We start from the raw sequence: 17195 nt of genomic DNA, 5'->3' as shown, positions 1-17195 counted from the left end.
AGTCGAGTATTTGCACGCGAGTCCTGAGGAGGACCCACAGTGGCCAAGGCCAAGTTCGAGCGGACAAAGCCGCACGTAAACATCGGAACGATCGGTCACGTTGACCACGGAAAGACCACGCTGACTGCAGCGATCTCCAAGGTTCTTGCCGATAAGTTCCCGTCCAAGATCAACGTTCAGCGCGACTTCGCGTCGATTGACTCGGCTCCCGAGGAACGCCAGCGCGGCATCACGATCAACATCTCGCATGTTGAGTACGAGACCGACAAACGCCACTACGCGCACGTCGATGCTCCGGGCCACGCTGACTACATCAAGAACATGATCACCGGTGCTGCTCAGATGGACGGCGCAATCCTCGTGGTTGCCGCTACTGACGGCCCGATGGCTCAGACCCGTGAGCACGTTCTGCTCGCCAAGCAGGTTGGCGTCCCCACCCTGCTCGTCGCGCTGAACAAGGCCGACATGGTTGACGACGAAGAGATCATGGAGCTCGTTGAGCTCGAAGTTCGCGAGTTGCTTTCCAGCCAGGGCTTCGATGGCGACAACGCTCCCGTTGTTGCTGTGTCCGCACTCAAGGCGCTCGAGGGCGACGAGAAGTGGACCGAGAACATCCTCACGCTGATGCAGGCCGTTGATGACTTCATCCCCGACCCCATCCGCGACAAGGACAAGCCGTTCTTGATGCCGATCGAGGACGTCTTCACGATCACCGGCCGTGGAACCGTTGTTACGGGCCGCGCCGAGCGTGGAACGCTCAAGATCAACTCCGAGGTCGAGATCGTTGGCATCCGTGCCACGCAGAAGACCACGGTTACTGGTGTCGAGATGTTCCACAAGCAGCTCGACGAGGCTTGGGCCGGCGAGAACTGTGGACTTCTTCTTCGTGGCACGAAGCGCGAAGACGTTGAGCGCGGCCAGGTTGTCGTCAAGCCGGGTTCGGTTACGCCGCACACCGACTTCGAGGGCACCGCGTACATCCTCAGCAAGAACGAGGGTGGACGTCACAACCCGTTCTACGCGAACTACCGCCCGCAGTTCTACTTCCGCACCACCGACGTCACCGGCGTCATCACGTTGCCTGAGGGCACCGAGATGGTCATGCCTGGCGACACCACCGACATGAACGTCGCGCTGATTCAGCCGATCGCCATGGAAGAGGGCCTCGGCTTCGCTATCCGTGAAGGTGGCCGCACCGTCGGCGCCGGAACCGTGACGAAGATCCTCAAGTAACACCCCTTTCTGCCGGCTCGCTCGTCGAGCCAGTGTGAAGTAAGAAAAGGGCCGCATCCTTCGGGATGTGGCCCTTTTTTGTGCCTGGACATAGGAAAGGGCGCGATCTACCGATTCCGACACGCGCGGGTTGCATGCGGCCCCGGTATGTGGCAGAATCATCTAGTTCAGTATTTTCGGGCGTCGCGTCCGCGCGGCCCGGAATCACTACCAGGCAGTGCATAGCCGCGTCTCGTTCCCTTCACCGGGAGATGGGGGCTCAGGTTAGGCCGTGGGTAGCAGAACGCAGCCTAAATCAACGTTCTGAGCGGTGTGATTTTCATGCCGTTCCCCAGGTTCTGCTCTGGGAGTCGGCGGTGATCGGCTCGGGTCAATTTATTGGCGTGGGTCGAAATTGACATATGAACAGTGGTGCGATCAGCAGCAGTGCTACTACGGCGTCCAATGCAACCTCTGCACATCCTGCAGTTGTATGTAAGACGCCTCAACAGAGAGAGAGTTCGACATGGCGGGACAGAAGATCCGCATTCGACTTAAGTCGTATGACCACGAGGTCATCGACATTTCGGCGCGCAAGATCGTCGACACAGTGACCCGTGCGGGCGCTACGGTCGTCGGCCCGGTGCCGCTTCCGACCGAGAAGAACGTGGTGTGTGTTATCCGTTCTCCGCACAAGTACAAGGACAGCCGGGAGCACTTTGAAATGCGCACCCACAAGCGTCTGATCGACATCATTGACCCGACTCCGAAGGCCGTTGACTCGCTTATGCGCCTCGACCTTCCGGCCGACGTCAACATCGAGATCAAGCTCTAGGGCCCGCGATGTCTTACTCCGATACCAAGACCACCAAGGGTCTCCTCGGCAAGAAGCTCGGCATGACCCAGGTGTGGGACGAGAACAACAAGCTTGTTCCCGTGACCGTCATCGAGATCGCGCCGAACGTTGTCACGCAGATTCGCACCAAGGCCGTCGACGGCTACAACGGCGTTCAGATCGCCGCCGGTGCCATCGACCCGCGCAAGGTCAATAAGCCCCTTGCCGGTCACTTTGACAAGGCTGGCGTCACGCCTCGCCGTCACATCACCGAGCTCCGCACCGCGGATGCCGCTGACTACTCCCTGGGACAGGAGCTCACCGTTGACGGTGTGTTCGCTGCCGGTACCAAGGTTGATGTCATGGGCACCAGCAAGGGTAAGGGTTTCGCCGGTGTTATGAAGCGTCACAACTTCAAGGGTGTCTCCTCCTCTCACGGTTCGCACCGCAACCACCGTAAGCCCGGTTCCATCGGTGCTTCGTCGACCCCCAGCCGTGTCTTCAAGGGCATGCGCATGGCCGGTCGTATGGGTGGCGAACGCGTTACCGTGCTGAACCTCAAGGTGTACTCGGTTGACGCCGACAAGGGCGTCATGCTCGTCAAGGGCGCCGTTCCCGGTGCTCGTGGCCGACTCGTATTCGTCCGCAACGCAGTGAAGGGAGCTTAGTTAATATGACTACTGCACTCGACATCCTCGACGCCAAGGGCGCGAAGGCCGGCTCTGCTGAGCTGCCCGCCGAACTCTTTGACGTCGCGGCCAACATTCCGCTCATCCACCAGGTCGTTGTTGCGCAGCTCGCTGCCGCACGTCAGGGAACCTCCAAGGTCAAGCGCCGTGGAGAAGTTTCCGGTGCTGGTCGCAAGCCGTTCAAGCAGAAAGGAACCGGTCGCGCTCGTCAGGGCTCGATCCGTGCTCCTCAGATGACCGGTGGTGGCATCGTCCACGGACCGACGCCTCGCAGCTACGACCAGCGCACCCCGAAAAAGATGATCGCCGCAGCCCTCAAGGGTGCACTGTCCGACCGCGCACGTGGCGGCCGCCTGCACATCGTTGAGTCGCTCTTCACGGGCGAGACTCCCCACACCAAGACCGCTCAGGCCCTGCTCACGCAGATCGCCAGCACCAAGCACGTTCTTGTTGTTCTCGAGCGCACCGACGAGATGACGCTGCGAAGCATTCGCAACCTCCCGACGGTTCACATCCTCTCGTGGGACCAGCTCAACGCCTATGACGTTCTCGTCAGCGACGACATCGTCTTCACCAAGGGCGCCTTCGACGCGTTCGTGGCGAGCAAGACCAAGAAGGAAGAGGTGTCCGCATAATGGCTACCGCGATTAACAAGGACCCCCGCGACATCATCATCGCTCCGGTCGTCTCTGAGAAGAGCTACGGCCTGATCGACGAGGGTAAGTACACCTTCATCGTTGATCCCCGTTCGAACAAGACGGAGATCAAGCTCGCGATCGAGTCCATCTTCAAGGTAGAGGTCGCTTCGATCAACACCCTGAACCGCGTGGGCAAGACCCGTCGCACCAAGTTCGGAATGGGCAAGCGCAAGGACACCAAGCGTGCCATTGTCACGCTCAAGTCCGGCTCCATCGACATCTTCACGGCCGTCGGCTAAGCGGCGCGGACAAGAGGAACAGAAATGGCTATTCGTAAGTACAAGCCCACGACCCCGGGTCGTCGCGGTTCATCCGTTGCCGACTTCGCGGAAATCACTCGCTCCACCCCGGAGAAGTCGCTTCTGCGGCCGCTCTCCAAGACCGGTGGACGTAACAACCAGGGGCGCATCACGACGCGTCACATTGGTGGTGGCCACAAGCGCCAGTACCGTGTGATCGACTTCAAGCGCAACGACAAGGATGGCGTCAACGCTCGCGTTGCCGAAATCGAGTACGACCCGAACCGCACGGCGCGCATTGCGCTGTTGCACTTCGTTGACGGCACGAAGCGTTACATCATCGCGCCGAACAAGCTCAGCCAGGGCGACATCATCGAGTCGGGAGCCGGGGCTGACATCAAGCCCGGTAACAACCTGCCGTTGAAGAACATCCCCACCGGTACCATCATTCACGCGATCGAGCTGCGTCCGGGTGGTGGCGCCAAGATGGCCCGCTCCGCTGGTTCGTCGGTTCGTCTCGTCGCGAAGGAGGGTGTTTACGCCCAGCTTCGTCTGCCGTCCGGAGAAATCCGTAACGTCGACGCACGCTGCCGCGCAACGATCGGCGAGGTCGGCAACGCCGAGCAGTCGAACATCAACTGGGGCAAGGCCGGCCGTATGCGCTGGAAAGGTGTTCGCCCGACAGTTCGTGGTGTAGCCATGAACCCGGTCGACCACCCGCACGGTGGTGGAGAGGGTAAGACGTCCGGTGGACGTCACCCGGTCACCCCGTGGGGCCAGAAGGAAGGGCGCACCCGCCACCCGAACAAGGAAAGCGACAAGCTCATCGTTCGTCGCCGCACCGTCGGCAAGAAGCGTAAGTAGGAGTAGACGATGCCACGCAGTCTTAAGAAAGGCCCATTCGTTGACGACCACCTGCTCCGCAAGGTTGTCACGGCGAACGAGGCCAAGAGCAAGAACGTAATCAAGACCTGGTCGCGCCGCTCGATGATTATCCCCGACATGCTCGGACACACCATCGCAGTGCACGACGGTCGCAAGCACATCCCGGTGTTCGTCACCGAGAGCATGGTTGGGCACAAACTCGGTGAGTTCGCCCCCACGCGCACCTTCCGTGGACACGTGAAGGACGACAAGAAGGGCCGTCGCCGCTAGCGCGGTGACGTGAAGGAGGAGAAGAAATGGTGGAGTCGATCGCACGCGTGCGTCACATCCGCGTTACCCCCCAGAAGGCTCGTCGCGTTGTCAACTTGATTCGCGGCAAGCAGGCGCACGAAGCGCTGGGCATTCTGAAGTTCGCACCCCAGGGTGCGTCCGATCCGGTATACAAGCTGGTGGCCTCGGCCATCGCCAACGCCCGGGTCAAGGCAGATGCTGCGAACACGTATCTGGACGAGCAGGACCTGTTCATCAGCCGGGCATTCGTTGACGAGGGTACGACCCTCAAGCGCTTCCAGGCTCGTGCACAGGGTCGCGCTTTCGAAATCAAGAAGCGCACCAGCCACATCACGGTTGTGCTCACCACTCCTGAGGAGGGTACGAAGTAATGGGTCAGAAAGTAAATCCCTATGGCTTCCGTCTGGGAATCACCACCGACCACGTGTCGCGTTGGTTCTCCGACAGCACGAAGCCGGGCCAGCGTTACAGCGACTTCGTCGCTGAAGACGTCAAGATCCGCAGCCTGTTGAGCACCAGCCTCGACCGTGCCGGCGTTTCTCGCATTGAGATCGAGCGCACTCGCGATCGTGTCCGTGTTGACATTCACACCGCCCGTCCGGGCATCGTGATTGGTCGTCGCGGCGCCGAAGCCGAGCGCATCCGCTCTGACCTCGAAAAGCTCACCGCCAAGCAGATCCAGCTGAACATCCTCGAGGTCAAGAACCCCGAGCAGGATGCACAGCTTGTTGCTCAGGGCATTGCCGAGCAGCTCTCCGCTCGTGTGGCTTTCCGCCGCGCGATGCGTAAGGGCCTGCAGGGTGCCCAGCGCGCCGGAGCCAAGGGTGTTCGCATCCAGGTTTCCGGTCGTCTCGGTGGCGCTGAGATGAGCCGTTCGGAGTTCTACCGCGAAGGACGTGTGCCTCTGCACACGCTTCGCGCGAACATCGACTATGGCTTCTACGAGGCCAAGACCACCTTCGGCCGTATCGGCGTGAAGGTCTGGATCTACAAGGGCGACATCACCAACAAGGAACTCGCTCGCGAGCAGGCCAACGCTAAGTCGTCCCGCCCCGAGCGTCGTGACGACCGACCACGTCGTGCTCCTCGCGCTGAGGCGCCGGCGGCAGCGGCAGCGGCTCCGGCCGCAGCAGGAGTTGAGGCATAACCATGTTGATTCCACGTAGAGTCAAGCACCGCAAGCAGCACCACCCCGGCCGTACCGGCCACGCAACCGGTGGCACCACGGTGTCGTTCGGTGAGTACGGTATCCAGGCGATGACCCCCGCTTATGTGACCAACCGTCAGATCGAGTCCGCTCGTATCGCCATGACGCGTCACATCAAGCGTGGCGGAAAGGTGTGGATCAACATCTACCCTGACCGTCCGCTTACGAAGAAGCCGGCCGAAACCCGCATGGGTTCCGGTAAGGGTTCTGTCGAGTGGTGGGTTGCCAACGTCAAGCCGGGTCGCGTTCTTTTCGAGCTGAGCGGTGTCACTGACGCCGTTGCTCGCGAGGCACTGACCCGCGCTATTCACAAGCTGCCCCTCAAGGCACGCATCATCAAGCGCGAGGAGGGCGACGCATAATGGCGATCGGCACCAAGGAGCTCGCCCCAGTCGAGCTCGATACTTTTGAAAATGAGCGACTGTTCGAAGAGCTGAAGAAGGCCAAGGAAGAGCTGTTCAACCTGCGCTTCCAGTCGGCCACCGGCCAGCTCGAAAGCCACGGCCGCCTGCGCGCCGTGAAGCGCGACATCGCTCGCATCTACACCGTTCTCCGCGAACGTGAGCTGGGCATTCGTGCCACTCCCGTTGCAGTCGAGGCTCCGGCCAAGGCTGAAAAGGCTGAGAAGAAGACCAAGAAGGCCAAGGCAGCAGTGGAGTCCACCGACGACGCCGCCGCCGAGACCGTCGACACGAAGGAGGCCTAGTCATGGCGAAGACTGACGATAAGGTCGTCGCAGCCGAGACTGAAGCTCTCGTTCGCGGTTACCGCAAGACGCTGCGTGGCTACGTGACCAGCGACAAGATGAATAAAACCATCATTGTCGTGGTCGAAGACCGCGTGAAGCACCCGCTGTACGGCAAGGTCATCCGCCGTACGTCCAAGCTGAAGGCTCACGATGAGGCGAACACCGCCGGCATCGGTGACCTGGTCCTGATCAGTGAGACCCGTCCGCTGAGCGCCTCCAAGCGCTGGCGCCTGGTCGAGATTCTTGAGAAGGCCAAGTAAGCCTCGCGCTTACTTGACTACAGAGGAGTAACAAAATGCTTCAGCAAGAATCACGCGTCAAGGTTGCCGACAACACCGGTGCCAAGGAACTCCTGACCATCCGCGTTCTCGGAGGCTCCGGCCGTCGTTACGCCGGACTGGGCGACGTCATTGTCGCCACGGTCAAGGACGCCATCCCGGGCGGCAACGTCAAGAAGGGTGACATCGTCAAAGCTGTCATCGTTCGCACCAAGAAGGAGACGCGTCGTCCAGACGGCTCCTACATCAAGTTCGATGAGAACGCTGCAGTGATCTTGAAGGCTGACGGTGACCCTCGTGGCACCCGAATCTTCGGACCGGTCGGTCGCGAGCTTCGCGACAAGAAGTTCATGAAGATCATTTCACTGGCACCGGAGGTTATTTAATCATGGCCAGAATCAAAAAGGGCGACCTCGTCCAGGTCATCACCGGCCGTAGCCAGGCTCGCGGCGGAGACCGTGGCAAGCAGGGCAAGATCATCTCTGTTGACGTCGAGAAGAACCGTGTCCTCGTTGAGGGCATCAACTTCGTGACCAAGCACGTTCGCGTTGGCCAGACCCAGCGCGGCACCAAGACCGGCGGCATCGAGACGTTCGAGGCACCCATTCACGTGTCCAACGTTGCGATCGTTGACCCGGAGACCAAGAAGCCGACACGCGTTGGCTTCCGCACCGAAGAGGTAACGCAGAACGGCGTCGCTAAGACTGTCCGCATTCGTTACGCAAAGAAGTCGGGTAAGGACCTCTAATGACTGACTCCGCAGTAGCAACAGAAGCTGCGGCTCCGGCTGGCAAAATCCAGCCGCGGCTCAAGCAGAAGTACACGAGCGAGATTCGCGCTCAGCTTTCCGCTGACCTTGGATTCACGAACGTTCACCGCATCCCCACGCTGACAAAGATTGTTGTCAACATGGGTGTCGGAGAAGCAGCTCGCGACGGCAAGGTGATGGATGGTGCGGTTTCTGACCTCACCAAGATCACCGGCCAGAAGCCGCAGGTCACCAAGGCTCGCAAGTCCATTGCGCAGTTCAAACTGCGTGAGGGCCAGCCCATTGGCGCGCACGTCACCCTTCGTGGCGACCGCATGTGGGAGTTCCTGGATCGCTTGCTGAGCCTCGCTCTTCCGCGTATCCGCGACTTCCGCGGCCTGTCGGACAAGCAGTTCGATGGCGCGGGAAACTACACGTTCGGTCTCACGGAGCAGGTTATGTTCCACGAGATCGACCAGGACCGTATCGACCGTGTTCGCGGAATGGACATCACTGTTGTGACGACCGCCCAGAACAACGACGAGGGTCGCGCGCTGCTCAAGGCGCTCGGCTTCCCGTTCAAGACGGCCGAAACCAAGTAGTCAACAAACCAGTCGTCAAATTCGACTAGTGTTGGGAGCTTGCGCTTAGTAAGGATCTCAACTTGTTGAGGACTTCAGGTCCAGCGTAATAACTTCACCTCGGGGGCCGGTCATCCGACCGGCCCCCTCACCACCACAGGTCGTCATCCGTGTAACGGGTGAACGAAACCAGGCGAGAAAGGCACCACAAATGACAATGACAGATCCGGTCGCAGACATGCTGACCAGACTGCGCAACGCTAACTCGGCGTACCACGACACCGTGTCGATGCCGAACAGCAAATTGAAAGCGCACATCGCTGACATCCTCAAGGCACAGGGCTACATTTCAGCCTGGACCGTAACGGACGCTCGCGTTGGCCAGACCCTCACCCTCGACCTTAAGTTCGGTCCGAACCGTGAGCGCTCCATCGTGGGCATCAAGCGGGTTTCCAAGCCCGGGCTGCGCGTGTACGCAAAGTCGACTGAGATCCCCACGGTTCTCGGCGGCCTCGGCGTTGCCATCCTGTCCACCTCCAGCGGTCTGCTCACCGACCGCCAGGCTGAGAAGAAGGGCGTAGGCGGAGAAGTTCTCGCCTACGTGTGGTAACCCGCAATGTCACGTATTGGAAGACTCCCCATCCCGATCCCCGCTGGGGTCACGGTTGTGGCTGACGGCCAGGCCGTCTCCGTCAAGGGCCCGAAGGGTGAGCTTGCGCTCGTCGTCGCCAAGCCCATCGAGGTCAAGATCGAGGACGGTCACGTTCTCGTCACCCGTCCGAACGACGAGCGCGTCTCGCGTTCGCTGCACGGTCTGACTCGCACCCTGATCAACAACCAGATCATTGGTGTCACCGTTGGTTACACCAAGGGCCTCGAAATCGTTGGTACCGGTTACCGTGCAGCCCAGAAGGGCACCTCTGTTGAGTTCGCCCTCGGCTTCTCGCACCCGGTCGTCGTCGAACCCCCCGTGGGAATCGTTTTGACCGTTGAGAGCGTCAACAAGCTCACGGTCAGCGGTATCGACAAGCAGGCTGTCGGCGAGGTCGCCGCCAACATTCGTAAGATTCGCAAGCCTGAGCCTTACAAGGGCAAGGGTGTGCGTTACGCCGGCGAGATTGTTCGCCGCAAGGCCGGAAAGAGCGGTAAGTAGCCATGGGACTGGGAACTAGAGGCAAGAGCAAGTCTGCTGCCCGCGGACGCAGGCACACACGTCTTCGCAAGAAGGTCGAGGGAACGGCGCTTCGCCCGCGCCTCGTAGTCACGCGTTCGGCACGTCACGTATTCGTTCAGGTCGTTGACGACAGCAAGGGTTTCACCCTCGCGTCGGCATCCACTCTTGAGACTGACATGCGCACCTTCGATGGTGACAAGACCGCCAAGGCCCGCAAGGTCGGCGAACTTGTTGCTGAGCGCGCGAAAGCCGCCGGGATCGAGTCCGTTGTATTTGACCGTGGTGGCAGCAAGTACGCGGGTCGCGTCGCAGCCATCGCTGATGGAGCTCGAGAGGGTGGATTGAACCTGTGAGCACTGAAACCAGCAAGACTGAAACCACTGCACCCGCTGCAGTCGCCGAAGCACCGGTGGAAACCGCTGCTTCCACGGCACCCGCACAGAACGAGCCCCGCGAGGCTCGTCGTGGTGGCCGTGAGCGCAACCCGAACAAGGACCGCGGAAGCCGCGATGCCGACAAGAGCCAGTTCCTGGAGCGCGTCGTCACCATCAACCGCGTGTCAAAGGTCGTCAAGGGTGGTCGTCGCTTTAGCTTCACCGCACTCGTCGTCGTTGGCGACGGTAATGGCCTAGTCGGCGTTGGATACGGTAAGGCCCGCGAGGTCCCGACCGCTATCTCCAAGGGCGTCGAAGAAGCGAAGAAGAACTTCTTCCGCGTTCCGCGCGTTGGCCTGACCATCCCGCACCCCGTGCAGGGTGAGGCCGCAGCCGGCGTTGTTCTGCTTCGTCCGGCCGCAGCAGGTACCGGCGTTATCGCCGGTGGCCCGGTTCGCGCCGTACTGGAGTGCGCTGGCATCCACGACGTGCTGAGCAAGTCGCTCGGTTCGTCGAACACCATCAACATCGTGCACGCCACCGTTGCAGCACTGCACCAGCTCGAAGAGCCGCGTGCGGTTGCCGCTCGTCGTGGCCTCGCATACGAGGACGTGGCCCCGGCCCGTTTCCTCCGTGCCGATGCCGCCGCAGCAGCTGCTGCAGCAACAGCAAAGGCAGGTGCCTGATGGCTCAGCTGAAGATCACACAGATCAAGTCCAAAATTAGTGAGAAGCAGAACCAGCGCGACACGCTTCGCAGCCTGGGTCTTCGACGCATTGGCGCCGTCACAATCCGCGAGGACAACTCGCAGAACCGTGGCTACGTCAACACCGTCGCTCACCTCGTGAAGGTCGAGGAGATTGACTAATGGCTGACGAGAAGGAAGCTACCAAGACGGTAGCCGACAAGCCCGCCACGAAGAAGGCAGCAGCTCCTAAGGCTGCCGCTAAGAAGGCCCCCGCTGCTGCTGCAGTGAAGGCCGAGCCGACGGAACCCCGTGAGCACGTGCTGAAGGTACACCACCTTCGCCCGGCTCCCGGAGCCAAGAAGGCCCGCCAGCGCGTGGGCCGTGGTGAAGGATCCAAGGGTAAGACCGCGGGTCGTGGAACCAAGGGTACGAAGGCACGCTACAACGTGCGCATCGGCTTCGAGGGTGGGCAGATGCCTCTGCACATGCGCACCCCGAAACTGCGTGGATTCAAGAACCCGTTCCGGGTGGAGTACCAGGTTGTAAACCTGGGCCGTCTGGAAGAGTTGTACCCGACCGGAGGAGATGTCACCATCGCCGACCTGGTTGCCAAGGGTGCAGTCCGCGACAACGAAAAGGTAAAGGTTCTCGGCGACGGGGACATTACAGTCAAGCTGACCGTATCGGTCGACAAGGTCTCTGGCTCAGCACTGCAGAAGATCGTCGCCGCTGGTGGATCTGTAAAGTAATTCCTTAGTCACACCAGTCGAGCCTGTCGGAGCTACCAATCGAAAATCATTGGTGGATCGCGGCAGGCTCGATCTGCGTTAAGCTCGATTTACGTTACAAACTGGAGGCCTTCGTTGTTTAGCGCCATTGCGCGGATTTTCCGCACGCCTGACCTTCGCAAGAAGATCGGCTTCACACTGGGCATTATTGCCTTGTTCCGTCTGGGCTCGTTCATCCCCGCCCCCTTCGTGGACTTCGGTAATGTGCAGGCTTGTCTTGCAGCCAACCAGGGAGCCAGCGGCCTCTACGAGCTGGTGAACCTCTTCAGCGGTGGCGCGCTGCTCCAACTTTCGGTGTTCGCACTCGGCATCATGCCGTACATCACCGCATCGATCATCGTGCAGCTCCTGCGCGTGGTCATCCCACACTTTGACACCCTCTATAAAGAGGGTGCCTCGGGCCAGAGCACTCTGACCCAGTACACGCGTTACCTCACCATTGCGCTCGGTATTTTGCAGTCGACCACGCTGATTACCGTGGCCAGGAGCGGCGCCCTCTTCGGGACATCCGCTAGCGCCGAGTGCACGCAGCTCATCACCAACGACGCCTGGTACGCCATCATGCTCATGGTGATCACCATGACGGCCGGAACCGGCGTCATCATGTGGATGGGCGAGCTCGTCACCGAGCGCGGCGTGGGCAACGGAATGTCGCTGTTGATCTTCACGTCCATCGCGGCACTCTTCCCCACCTCGCTTGCCTCCATCGGTAGCACGCAGGGCCTCGACGTCCTCCTCATCGTGATTGCGGTCGGATTGCTGGTCGTGGCCGCGGTGGTGTTCGTGGAGCAATCGCAGCGCCGCATCCCGGTGCAGTATGCCAAGCGGATGGTAGGACGCCGCACCTACGGCGGCAACAACACGTACATTCCGATCAAGGTCAACATGGCCGGCGTTATCCCGGTGATCTTTGCGTCGTCGCTGCTGTACCTGCCCGCGCTGATCGCTCAGTTCAACCAGCCGGCAGCCGGCACCGAGCCCATCCCGTGGGTGGTGTGGATCTCCAACAACCTCACTGGTGGCGACCAGCCGCTGTACATGGCCATGTACTTCCTCTTGATCATCGGCTTCACCTACTTCTATGTGGCAATTACCTTCAACCCCGAAGAAGTTGCCGACAACATGAAGAAGTACGGCGGATTCATTCCGGGTATTCGCGCCGGTCGCCCCACCGCGGAATACCTCGATTTCGTCCTGACCCGCATCACGCTCCCGGGCGCGATCTACCTCGGACTTATCGCGCTTCTTCCTCTCATTGCTTTCTCGGTAATCGGGGCAGATCAGAACTTCCCCTTCGGCGGCGCGAGCATTCTGATCGTGGTCGGCGTGGGGCTCGAGACGGTCAAGCAGATCGACTCGCAACTGCAACAGCGACATTATGAGGGACTCCTTAAATGACCCGACTGCTCTTGATCGGTCCGCCCGGTGCAGGAAAAGGTACGCAGGCCACTCGCCTGGCTGAAGCCTTTGCTGTTCCCGCGGTCTCCACCGGCGACATCTTTCGTTTCAACGTGAAGAATGAAACCGCACTCGGACTGCAGGTGAAGGCCTTCATCGACGCCGGTGCGTACGTTCCGGATTCGTTGACCAATGCCATCGTGAAGGATCGCCTCGAGGAAGCGGATGCCGCCGCCGGTTTTTTGCTCGACGGCTATCCGCGCACCACGGATCAGGTTGCCGAGCTGGATCGTCTGCTTGAGGCGGAGGGTACAAAGCTTGATGCCGTCGTGCTCATCACCGCGGACACCGACGAGGTCGTTTCTCGCCTGCTGAAGCGCGCCGAGGAGCAGGGCCGCGCCGATGACACTGCCGACGTGATTCGTCACCGCATGGGCGTCTACGCGGAGCAGACCGCTCCGCTGATCGATATATACAGTGCTCGCGGTGTCGTTGTCACCATTGACGGCCTCGGTGCCGTGGACGTTGTCACCGACCGGATCCTCGCGGCGCTTGCCGACCGCGGATTGCACGCTTCCAACACCATCGAAAAGGCTGCGAACGCTTCGTAGCTAGTCTGTAGGAATTCTGTGAGCTTTCGTCGCTCAATTTACAAAAACCCGGCGCAACTGCGCCTCATGGTCGCACCCGGTCTGGCCACGGCGGCGTCGCTCGCTGCGGCCCGGGCCGCAGCGGTCCCCGGCGCCACCACCCTCGACCTGGATGCAGCGGCCGAAGCCGCGATCGTGGCTCTGGGCGGACTGCCCAACTTCAAGCTTGAAGAGGGTTACCACCACACGGTGTGTGCCTCCGTCAATGATGAGGTCGTTCATGGTATCCCGACCGGCCGGGTGCTGCTGGCCGGCGACATCGTCTCCATTGACAGCGGAGCCATTATTGACGGGTGGAACGGCGATGCCGCGTTCACCGTTGTGATCCCCGACGCATCCCGGCCCGACGTGGTGGCCGAGCGTCAGAAGCTCTCTGACGTCACGGAGCAGTCTCTGTGGCACGGCATCGCCGTGCTGGCAACCGGCCGCTGGCTCAATGAAGTGGGCGACGCGATTGAAGACTACGTGGAGAGCCAGGGTTCCTACGGGATCCTGACGGACTACGTGGGTCACGGCATCGGCCGCTCGATGCATGAAAACCCGCCGGTGTTCAACTACCGGGTGAGTTCTCGCGGCCCGCAGATCAAGCCGGGACTTGTGGTGGCCATTGAGCCTATGGTGGTGATGGGATCCATCGAAACGAACGTGCGTCCCGATGACTGGACCGTCGCCACGGCGGACGGCATGGCCGCGGCGCACTGGGAGCACAGCATTGCCGTGCACAATGACGGCATCTGGGTGCTCACTGCCGAAGACGGCGGAGCAGCCGGTCTCGCGCAGTTCGGCATTGTGCCCGTCCCCATTCCGTAAATCGCGTCCGCCGCACCGCAGCCCGGGCACAAACCGTCGCGGCACTCGTTTGGTCGCGCGGCACCTGTTCACACACGGGCCGCGCGGCCAAACGAGTGGCGCGAGGCGGATGTCGGCCCGACGGTACCTATTTGTCCATGAGCTGCACGAGCGCGTCGATGAAGGACGGAAAGTCCACAGACCGCTTGATCAGCTGCTGCACGTCGGCGCGCTCAGTGAAAACCTCCACGAACTGGTCGAAGACAGCCTGGAATGAGGCTCGTCCGTCGGCGCTGAACGCAATCAGCGCCACGACGGTGACGCGGCTGTCACCCCAGTCCATGGGGGAGTCGTTCACGACGATGGCGATCGACGTGCGCTCTGCGGTCATGGCCATGGCGTGGGGAACGGCGAGATTGTCGGTGAATGCCGTGGACGACATCCGCTCCCGTTCGAGCGCGCCGTTCACGTAGGCCTGGTCGATCACCCCGTGCTGCACCATGCGCGCGCCCAGATGACGAATCATGGACTCTTCGTCGGGCGCGGAAAAGTTGCGGAGGAACAGTGATTCGTGGAAGAACTGCAGCAGGTCATCTCTGATCTGGGCTCGGCGGCGCAGTCGACGTACGCGAATGGCCGCCTGCCGAATGCGGTCAATGTCGCCCTCGGTGAGGAACGGCTGAATGACGATGACACCCTCGCCCGGCACCGGCGGTTCGATGGTGGTGAGCACGAGGTCTGCGCGCAGGTCTTTCCAGTGCACGTCGCTGCGGGTGATCTGCGCAATAACCACGAGGTCGTCACCCAGCACCCGCTCGATGCGCTGGCGTAGTTGCACGTGCATCGTGTAATAGTTCGGGCACACGATGATGCAGGAGAGGCGCTCGGCGGTGTGCGACTGCTGTTCCAGATGCGCCCCCACATGCATGGCGATGTAGGCAATCTCGTCATCGTTGATGAGGATCTGCTCCTGCCGCTGCAGCTCACTGGCAATGAACACGGCGAGCTCATACGTCATCGGGTAGGAGGTCTTGATCGATCGCGTCAGCGGATTGCGTGCAAACTCGCTCACCTGGGCCCGGTCAATGAGGTTGCGCACGTGCAGGGTGAGGCGGGTGATGAAGTCCTCGTCATCGAGTTCGACGAGATATTCCTCGCTCGCCTGGCTCACAATGCGACGCACAACGGCCAGGTCATCGGGACGGGCGAACGTTTGTGCCAGCACGTCGGCAACGTGATCGTTTCCCGGAGTGACCACCCGGGTCTTCAGCAGCGCCACCAGATACGCGATGTCGGGCGCGCCCAGCACCACCGCAAAGTGGGTGTCAATAAGCTCCGCGAGAGCTGTGTGCATGGTGGCGGAGAGTGTCGAAGCGGATGCGTCGTGAGCGTCACTCGCACGCCCCACCTCGGGCGCGCCCGGTGCCACACCGCCGGCGGTGCGCTTGCCCACCCGATCCACGGCGATGGCAACATGCAGCAGCACGTTGTTCGTGCCGAACTCGTTGACGAAATATCCCTGAGTGTCGAGCATCTCGATGAGATCGGTCTTGAACGCTTCCAGGCTCGTGGACGCGAATTCGCGCTGAATTTCCGCGAGTTCAAGAAGACCCCGTTTGCTCTCCTCGCGAAACATGCGGCTGAGGAGGCGGCGGCGATCGGTCTCCGACCCCACGAGGGACACGACGCTCCCGTGCCGAGTGAGGCTGAGCCCGGAGTCGGGCAGAAGCGCGCGAACACGACCGAGGTCCGCTTCGATGGTGGAGTCGCTCACAAACATGTCCGCCGCGAGCTCGTAGACGTCGAGCCCGGTGGCCGCGTCGGTGAGTCGCCGAATGAGTTGGTACTGCCGATTCTGCGGCGTATCGCTGTCCACCGGCTGACCCGGTGTCGCTGCACGAAAAGCGGAGTATGCCTCGCGATTGAGCAGATATCCGGCGGGACCCGAGTCAATCAGGGGGAGTGGGTGCGCTGCCGCCTTCACGTTGGTGACGTAGCTGCGCACGCTCCGCGGAGTGACGCCCAGGTGGTCGGCGAGCTCGCCGGCCGTGACCCAGCCGGGGGAGCGCTGCAGATAGTCGAGCATGCGCGATTGCTTGCTACTCATGCTGGCGCCCCGCAGTTTTCGCACTCACGGCTGTTTCCTGCGAGTTCCATAAGTTTGATCGTACCCACCTCGGCTGCGCCTTTATGGTGTGCCCGCGTGCAGTTGCCCCCGTTTCCGGGGGAGCGGAAAAGTGTCTGGTGGCCCTCGAAAACGACCGGGCGCACACTGTAAGAAGCCTAAAGCGAGCCGAGGAAGGGCGAATCGATGAGGATTCATGTTGTGTGTGGTGCCGGTGCCTCCAGCACCTTCGTGGCACTACGACTTCGGCGCAGCGCTGCTCAGCGTGGCGTTGTCGTCACGGTCACGGCGGGAAGCGAATCAGACCTTGAGACCACCCTGCCCGTGACCGACGTGCTGCTCGTCGGTCCGCACCTGGCCGCACAGTTCGCGGCCATGTCGGAGCAGGCGCGCGCGGAGGGAGTCACAGCGCGGCTCCTGCCGGACACCGTCTTCGCTGTCCGCGATGGTGACGCCGTGCTTGACCTTGTACTCGCCACCACCCTTGACCAGGACTCAGATTCACTGCACGACACGAAAGGCTTCACCATGCTCGAACGAACGGTCCAGATCGGTTCCACCCACGGACTGCACGCCCGCCCCGCCAAACTCTTCAGCCAGGCCGCCGCGGCCGCCGGCACGCCCGTGACCCTCTCGAAGTCCGGTGGCAAGACCGTGAACGCCGCCAGCATTCTGGGCGTCATCTCCCTCGGAATCAACCACGGTGACGAGGTGACTCTCGCCGCCCAGGGGGAGAACGCCGAGACCATTCTTGACGAGCTCTCCGCCCTGCTGCTGACCGACCACGACGCCTAGAGC

26 protein-coding genes and 1 pseudogene are annotated in these 17195 nt (G+C 61.3%); 26 read left to right on the top strand and 1 reads right to left on the bottom strand.

Annotated elements, in window-relative coordinates:
* The first annotated feature begins 39 nt into the window (after positions 1-39).
* The 24 genes from tuf (at position 40) to map (ending at position 14293) form a co-directional block, all read left to right on the top strand.
* The gene (gene tuf, locus H4V99_RS13835; RefSeq protein ID WP_280679257.1) at positions 40-1233 is read left to right on the top strand and encodes an elongation factor Tu; all 1194 of its coding nucleotides are present in this window, start codon (positions 40-42) and stop codon (positions 1231-1233) included.
* A gap of 505 nt (positions 1234-1738) precedes the next feature.
* The gene (rpsJ, locus tag H4V99_RS13830) at positions 1739-2047 is read left to right on the top strand and encodes a 30S ribosomal protein S10 (RefSeq protein ID WP_035834607.1); all 309 of its coding nucleotides are present in this window, start codon (positions 1739-1741) and stop codon (positions 2045-2047) included.
* Between the two features lie 8 nt (positions 2048-2055).
* A complete protein-coding gene (gene rplC / locus H4V99_RS13825; protein WP_280679256.1) occupies positions 2056-2715 on the top strand; it encodes a 50S ribosomal protein L3 in 660 nt (219 codons plus the stop codon).
* A 5-nt stretch (positions 2716-2720) separates the two neighbouring features.
* Positions 2721-3371, top strand: coding sequence for a 50S ribosomal protein L4 (rplD, locus tag H4V99_RS13820; protein ID WP_280679254.1), 651 nt, complete (start codon positions 2721-2723; stop codon positions 3369-3371).
* On the top strand, positions 3371-3673 hold the full coding sequence (gene rplW / locus H4V99_RS13815) for a 50S ribosomal protein L23 (RefSeq protein WP_134172620.1): 303 nt from the start codon (positions 3371-3373) through the stop codon (positions 3671-3673). The genes rplD and rplW overlap by 1 nt, the downstream gene beginning before the upstream one ends.
* 24 nt (positions 3674-3697) lie before the next feature.
* On the top strand, positions 3698-4537 hold the full coding sequence (gene rplB, locus H4V99_RS13810) for a 50S ribosomal protein L2 (RefSeq protein ID WP_280679252.1): 840 nt from the start codon (positions 3698-3700) through the stop codon (positions 4535-4537).
* Between the two features lie 9 nt (positions 4538-4546).
* Positions 4547-4828 carry a 30S ribosomal protein S19 gene (rpsS, locus tag H4V99_RS13805; protein ID WP_035834613.1) on the top strand — a complete coding sequence of 94 codons (282 nt, stop codon included), beginning with the start codon at positions 4547-4549 and terminating at the stop codon, positions 4826-4828.
* A gap of 26 nt (positions 4829-4854) precedes the next feature.
* On the top strand, positions 4855-5220 hold the full coding sequence (gene rplV / locus H4V99_RS13800; RefSeq protein ID WP_035834614.1) for a 50S ribosomal protein L22: 366 nt from the start codon (positions 4855-4857) through the stop codon (positions 5218-5220).
* Entirely contained in the window at positions 5220-5996 is a 777-nt protein-coding gene (gene rpsC / locus H4V99_RS13795; RefSeq protein WP_280679248.1) for a 30S ribosomal protein S3, read from the top strand. The genes rplV and rpsC overlap by 1 nt, the downstream gene beginning before the upstream one ends.
* A gap of 2 nt (positions 5997-5998) precedes the next feature.
* Positions 5999-6418: a 50S ribosomal protein L16 gene (rplP, locus tag H4V99_RS13790; protein ID WP_280679246.1), complete on the top strand. Its 420-nt coding sequence runs from the start codon at positions 5999-6001 to the stop codon at positions 6416-6418.
* Positions 6418-6762: a 50S ribosomal protein L29 gene (rpmC, locus tag H4V99_RS13785; protein WP_280679244.1), complete on the top strand. Its 345-nt coding sequence runs from the start codon at positions 6418-6420 to the stop codon at positions 6760-6762. The genes rplP and rpmC overlap by 1 nt, the downstream gene beginning before the upstream one ends.
* Before the next feature lie 2 nt (positions 6763-6764).
* Positions 6765-7064, top strand: a complete 300-nt coding sequence (gene rpsQ, locus H4V99_RS13780) for a 30S ribosomal protein S17 (RefSeq protein WP_280679242.1) — start codon at positions 6765-6767, stop codon at positions 7062-7064.
* A gap of 35 nt (positions 7065-7099) precedes the next feature.
* Positions 7100-7468, top strand: coding sequence for a 50S ribosomal protein L14 (gene rplN, locus H4V99_RS13775; RefSeq protein ID WP_035834620.1), 369 nt, complete (start codon positions 7100-7102; stop codon positions 7466-7468).
* 2 nt (positions 7469-7470) lie between these two features.
* On the top strand, positions 7471-7830 hold the full coding sequence (gene rplX, locus H4V99_RS13770; RefSeq protein WP_280679239.1) for a 50S ribosomal protein L24: 360 nt from the start codon (positions 7471-7473) through the stop codon (positions 7828-7830).
* Positions 7830-8432 carry a 50S ribosomal protein L5 gene (rplE, locus tag H4V99_RS13765; RefSeq protein ID WP_280679237.1) on the top strand — a complete coding sequence of 201 codons (603 nt, stop codon included), beginning with the start codon at positions 7830-7832 and terminating at the stop codon, positions 8430-8432. The genes rplX and rplE overlap by 1 nt, the downstream gene beginning before the upstream one ends.
* 190 nt (positions 8433-8622) lie before the next feature.
* Positions 8623-9021, top strand: coding sequence for a 30S ribosomal protein S8 (rpsH, locus tag H4V99_RS13760; protein WP_280679234.1), 399 nt, complete (start codon positions 8623-8625; stop codon positions 9019-9021).
* Between the two features lie 6 nt (positions 9022-9027).
* Positions 9028-9564: a 50S ribosomal protein L6 gene (gene rplF, locus H4V99_RS13755; protein WP_280679233.1), complete on the top strand. Its 537-nt coding sequence runs from the start codon at positions 9028-9030 to the stop codon at positions 9562-9564.
* 2 nt (positions 9565-9566) lie between these two features.
* Positions 9567-9938, top strand: a complete 372-nt coding sequence (rplR, locus tag H4V99_RS13750) for a 50S ribosomal protein L18 (protein WP_134172609.1) — start codon at positions 9567-9569, stop codon at positions 9936-9938.
* Positions 9939-9994: 56 nt separating this feature from the next.
* Positions 9995-10645, top strand: coding sequence for a 30S ribosomal protein S5 (rpsE, locus tag H4V99_RS13745; RefSeq protein WP_280680141.1), 651 nt, complete (start codon positions 9995-9997; stop codon positions 10643-10645).
* Entirely contained in the window at positions 10645-10827 is a 183-nt protein-coding gene (gene rpmD / locus H4V99_RS13740; protein WP_066597599.1) for a 50S ribosomal protein L30, read from the top strand. The genes rpsE and rpmD overlap by 1 nt, the downstream gene beginning before the upstream one ends.
* Positions 10827-11396, top strand: a complete 570-nt coding sequence (gene rplO, locus H4V99_RS13735) for a 50S ribosomal protein L15 (protein ID WP_280679229.1) — start codon at positions 10827-10829, stop codon at positions 11394-11396. The genes rpmD and rplO overlap by 1 nt, the downstream gene beginning before the upstream one ends.
* Before the next feature lie 114 nt (positions 11397-11510).
* Entirely contained in the window at positions 11511-12833 is a 1323-nt protein-coding gene (gene secY, locus H4V99_RS13730) for a preprotein translocase subunit SecY (RefSeq protein WP_280679227.1), read from the top strand.
* Positions 12830-13444, top strand: coding sequence for an adenylate kinase (locus H4V99_RS13725; RefSeq protein ID WP_280679225.1), 615 nt, complete (start codon positions 12830-12832; stop codon positions 13442-13444). The genes secY and H4V99_RS13725 overlap by 4 nt, the downstream gene beginning before the upstream one ends.
* An 18-nt stretch (positions 13445-13462) precedes the next feature.
* Positions 13463-14293 carry a type I methionyl aminopeptidase gene (map, locus tag H4V99_RS13720; RefSeq protein WP_280679223.1) on the top strand — a complete coding sequence of 277 codons (831 nt, stop codon included), beginning with the start codon at positions 13463-13465 and terminating at the stop codon, positions 14291-14293.
* 127 nt (positions 14294-14420) lie between these two features.
* On the opposite strand, the gene H4V99_RS13715 is transcribed toward map, so the two are convergent.
* Positions 14421-16379 (bottom strand): BglG family transcription antiterminator, encoded by a 1959-nt coding sequence (locus H4V99_RS13715; RefSeq protein WP_280679221.1) that lies wholly within the window; start codon positions 16377-16379, stop codon positions 14421-14423.
* Between the two features lie 204 nt (positions 16380-16583).
* Between H4V99_RS13715 and H4V99_RS13710 the strand changes: the two are divergent.
* Positions 16584-16844, top strand: a pseudogene (locus H4V99_RS13710) (hypothetical protein); the annotation flags it as partial.
* Positions 16845-16925: 81 nt separating this feature from the next.
* Positions 16926-17192, top strand: a complete 267-nt coding sequence (locus H4V99_RS13705; RefSeq protein ID WP_280680139.1) for an HPr family phosphocarrier protein — start codon at positions 16926-16928, stop codon at positions 17190-17192.
* The last annotated feature ends 3 nt before the right edge of the window (positions 17193-17195 follow it).

Origin of the sequence: Cryobacterium sp. CG_9.6 (assembly GCF_029893365.1) — a bacterium.
Taxonomy (GTDB): Bacteria; Actinomycetota; Actinomycetes; order Actinomycetales; family Microbacteriaceae; genus Cryobacterium.
This window is presented reverse-complemented; position numbering and strand designations above follow the sequence as displayed.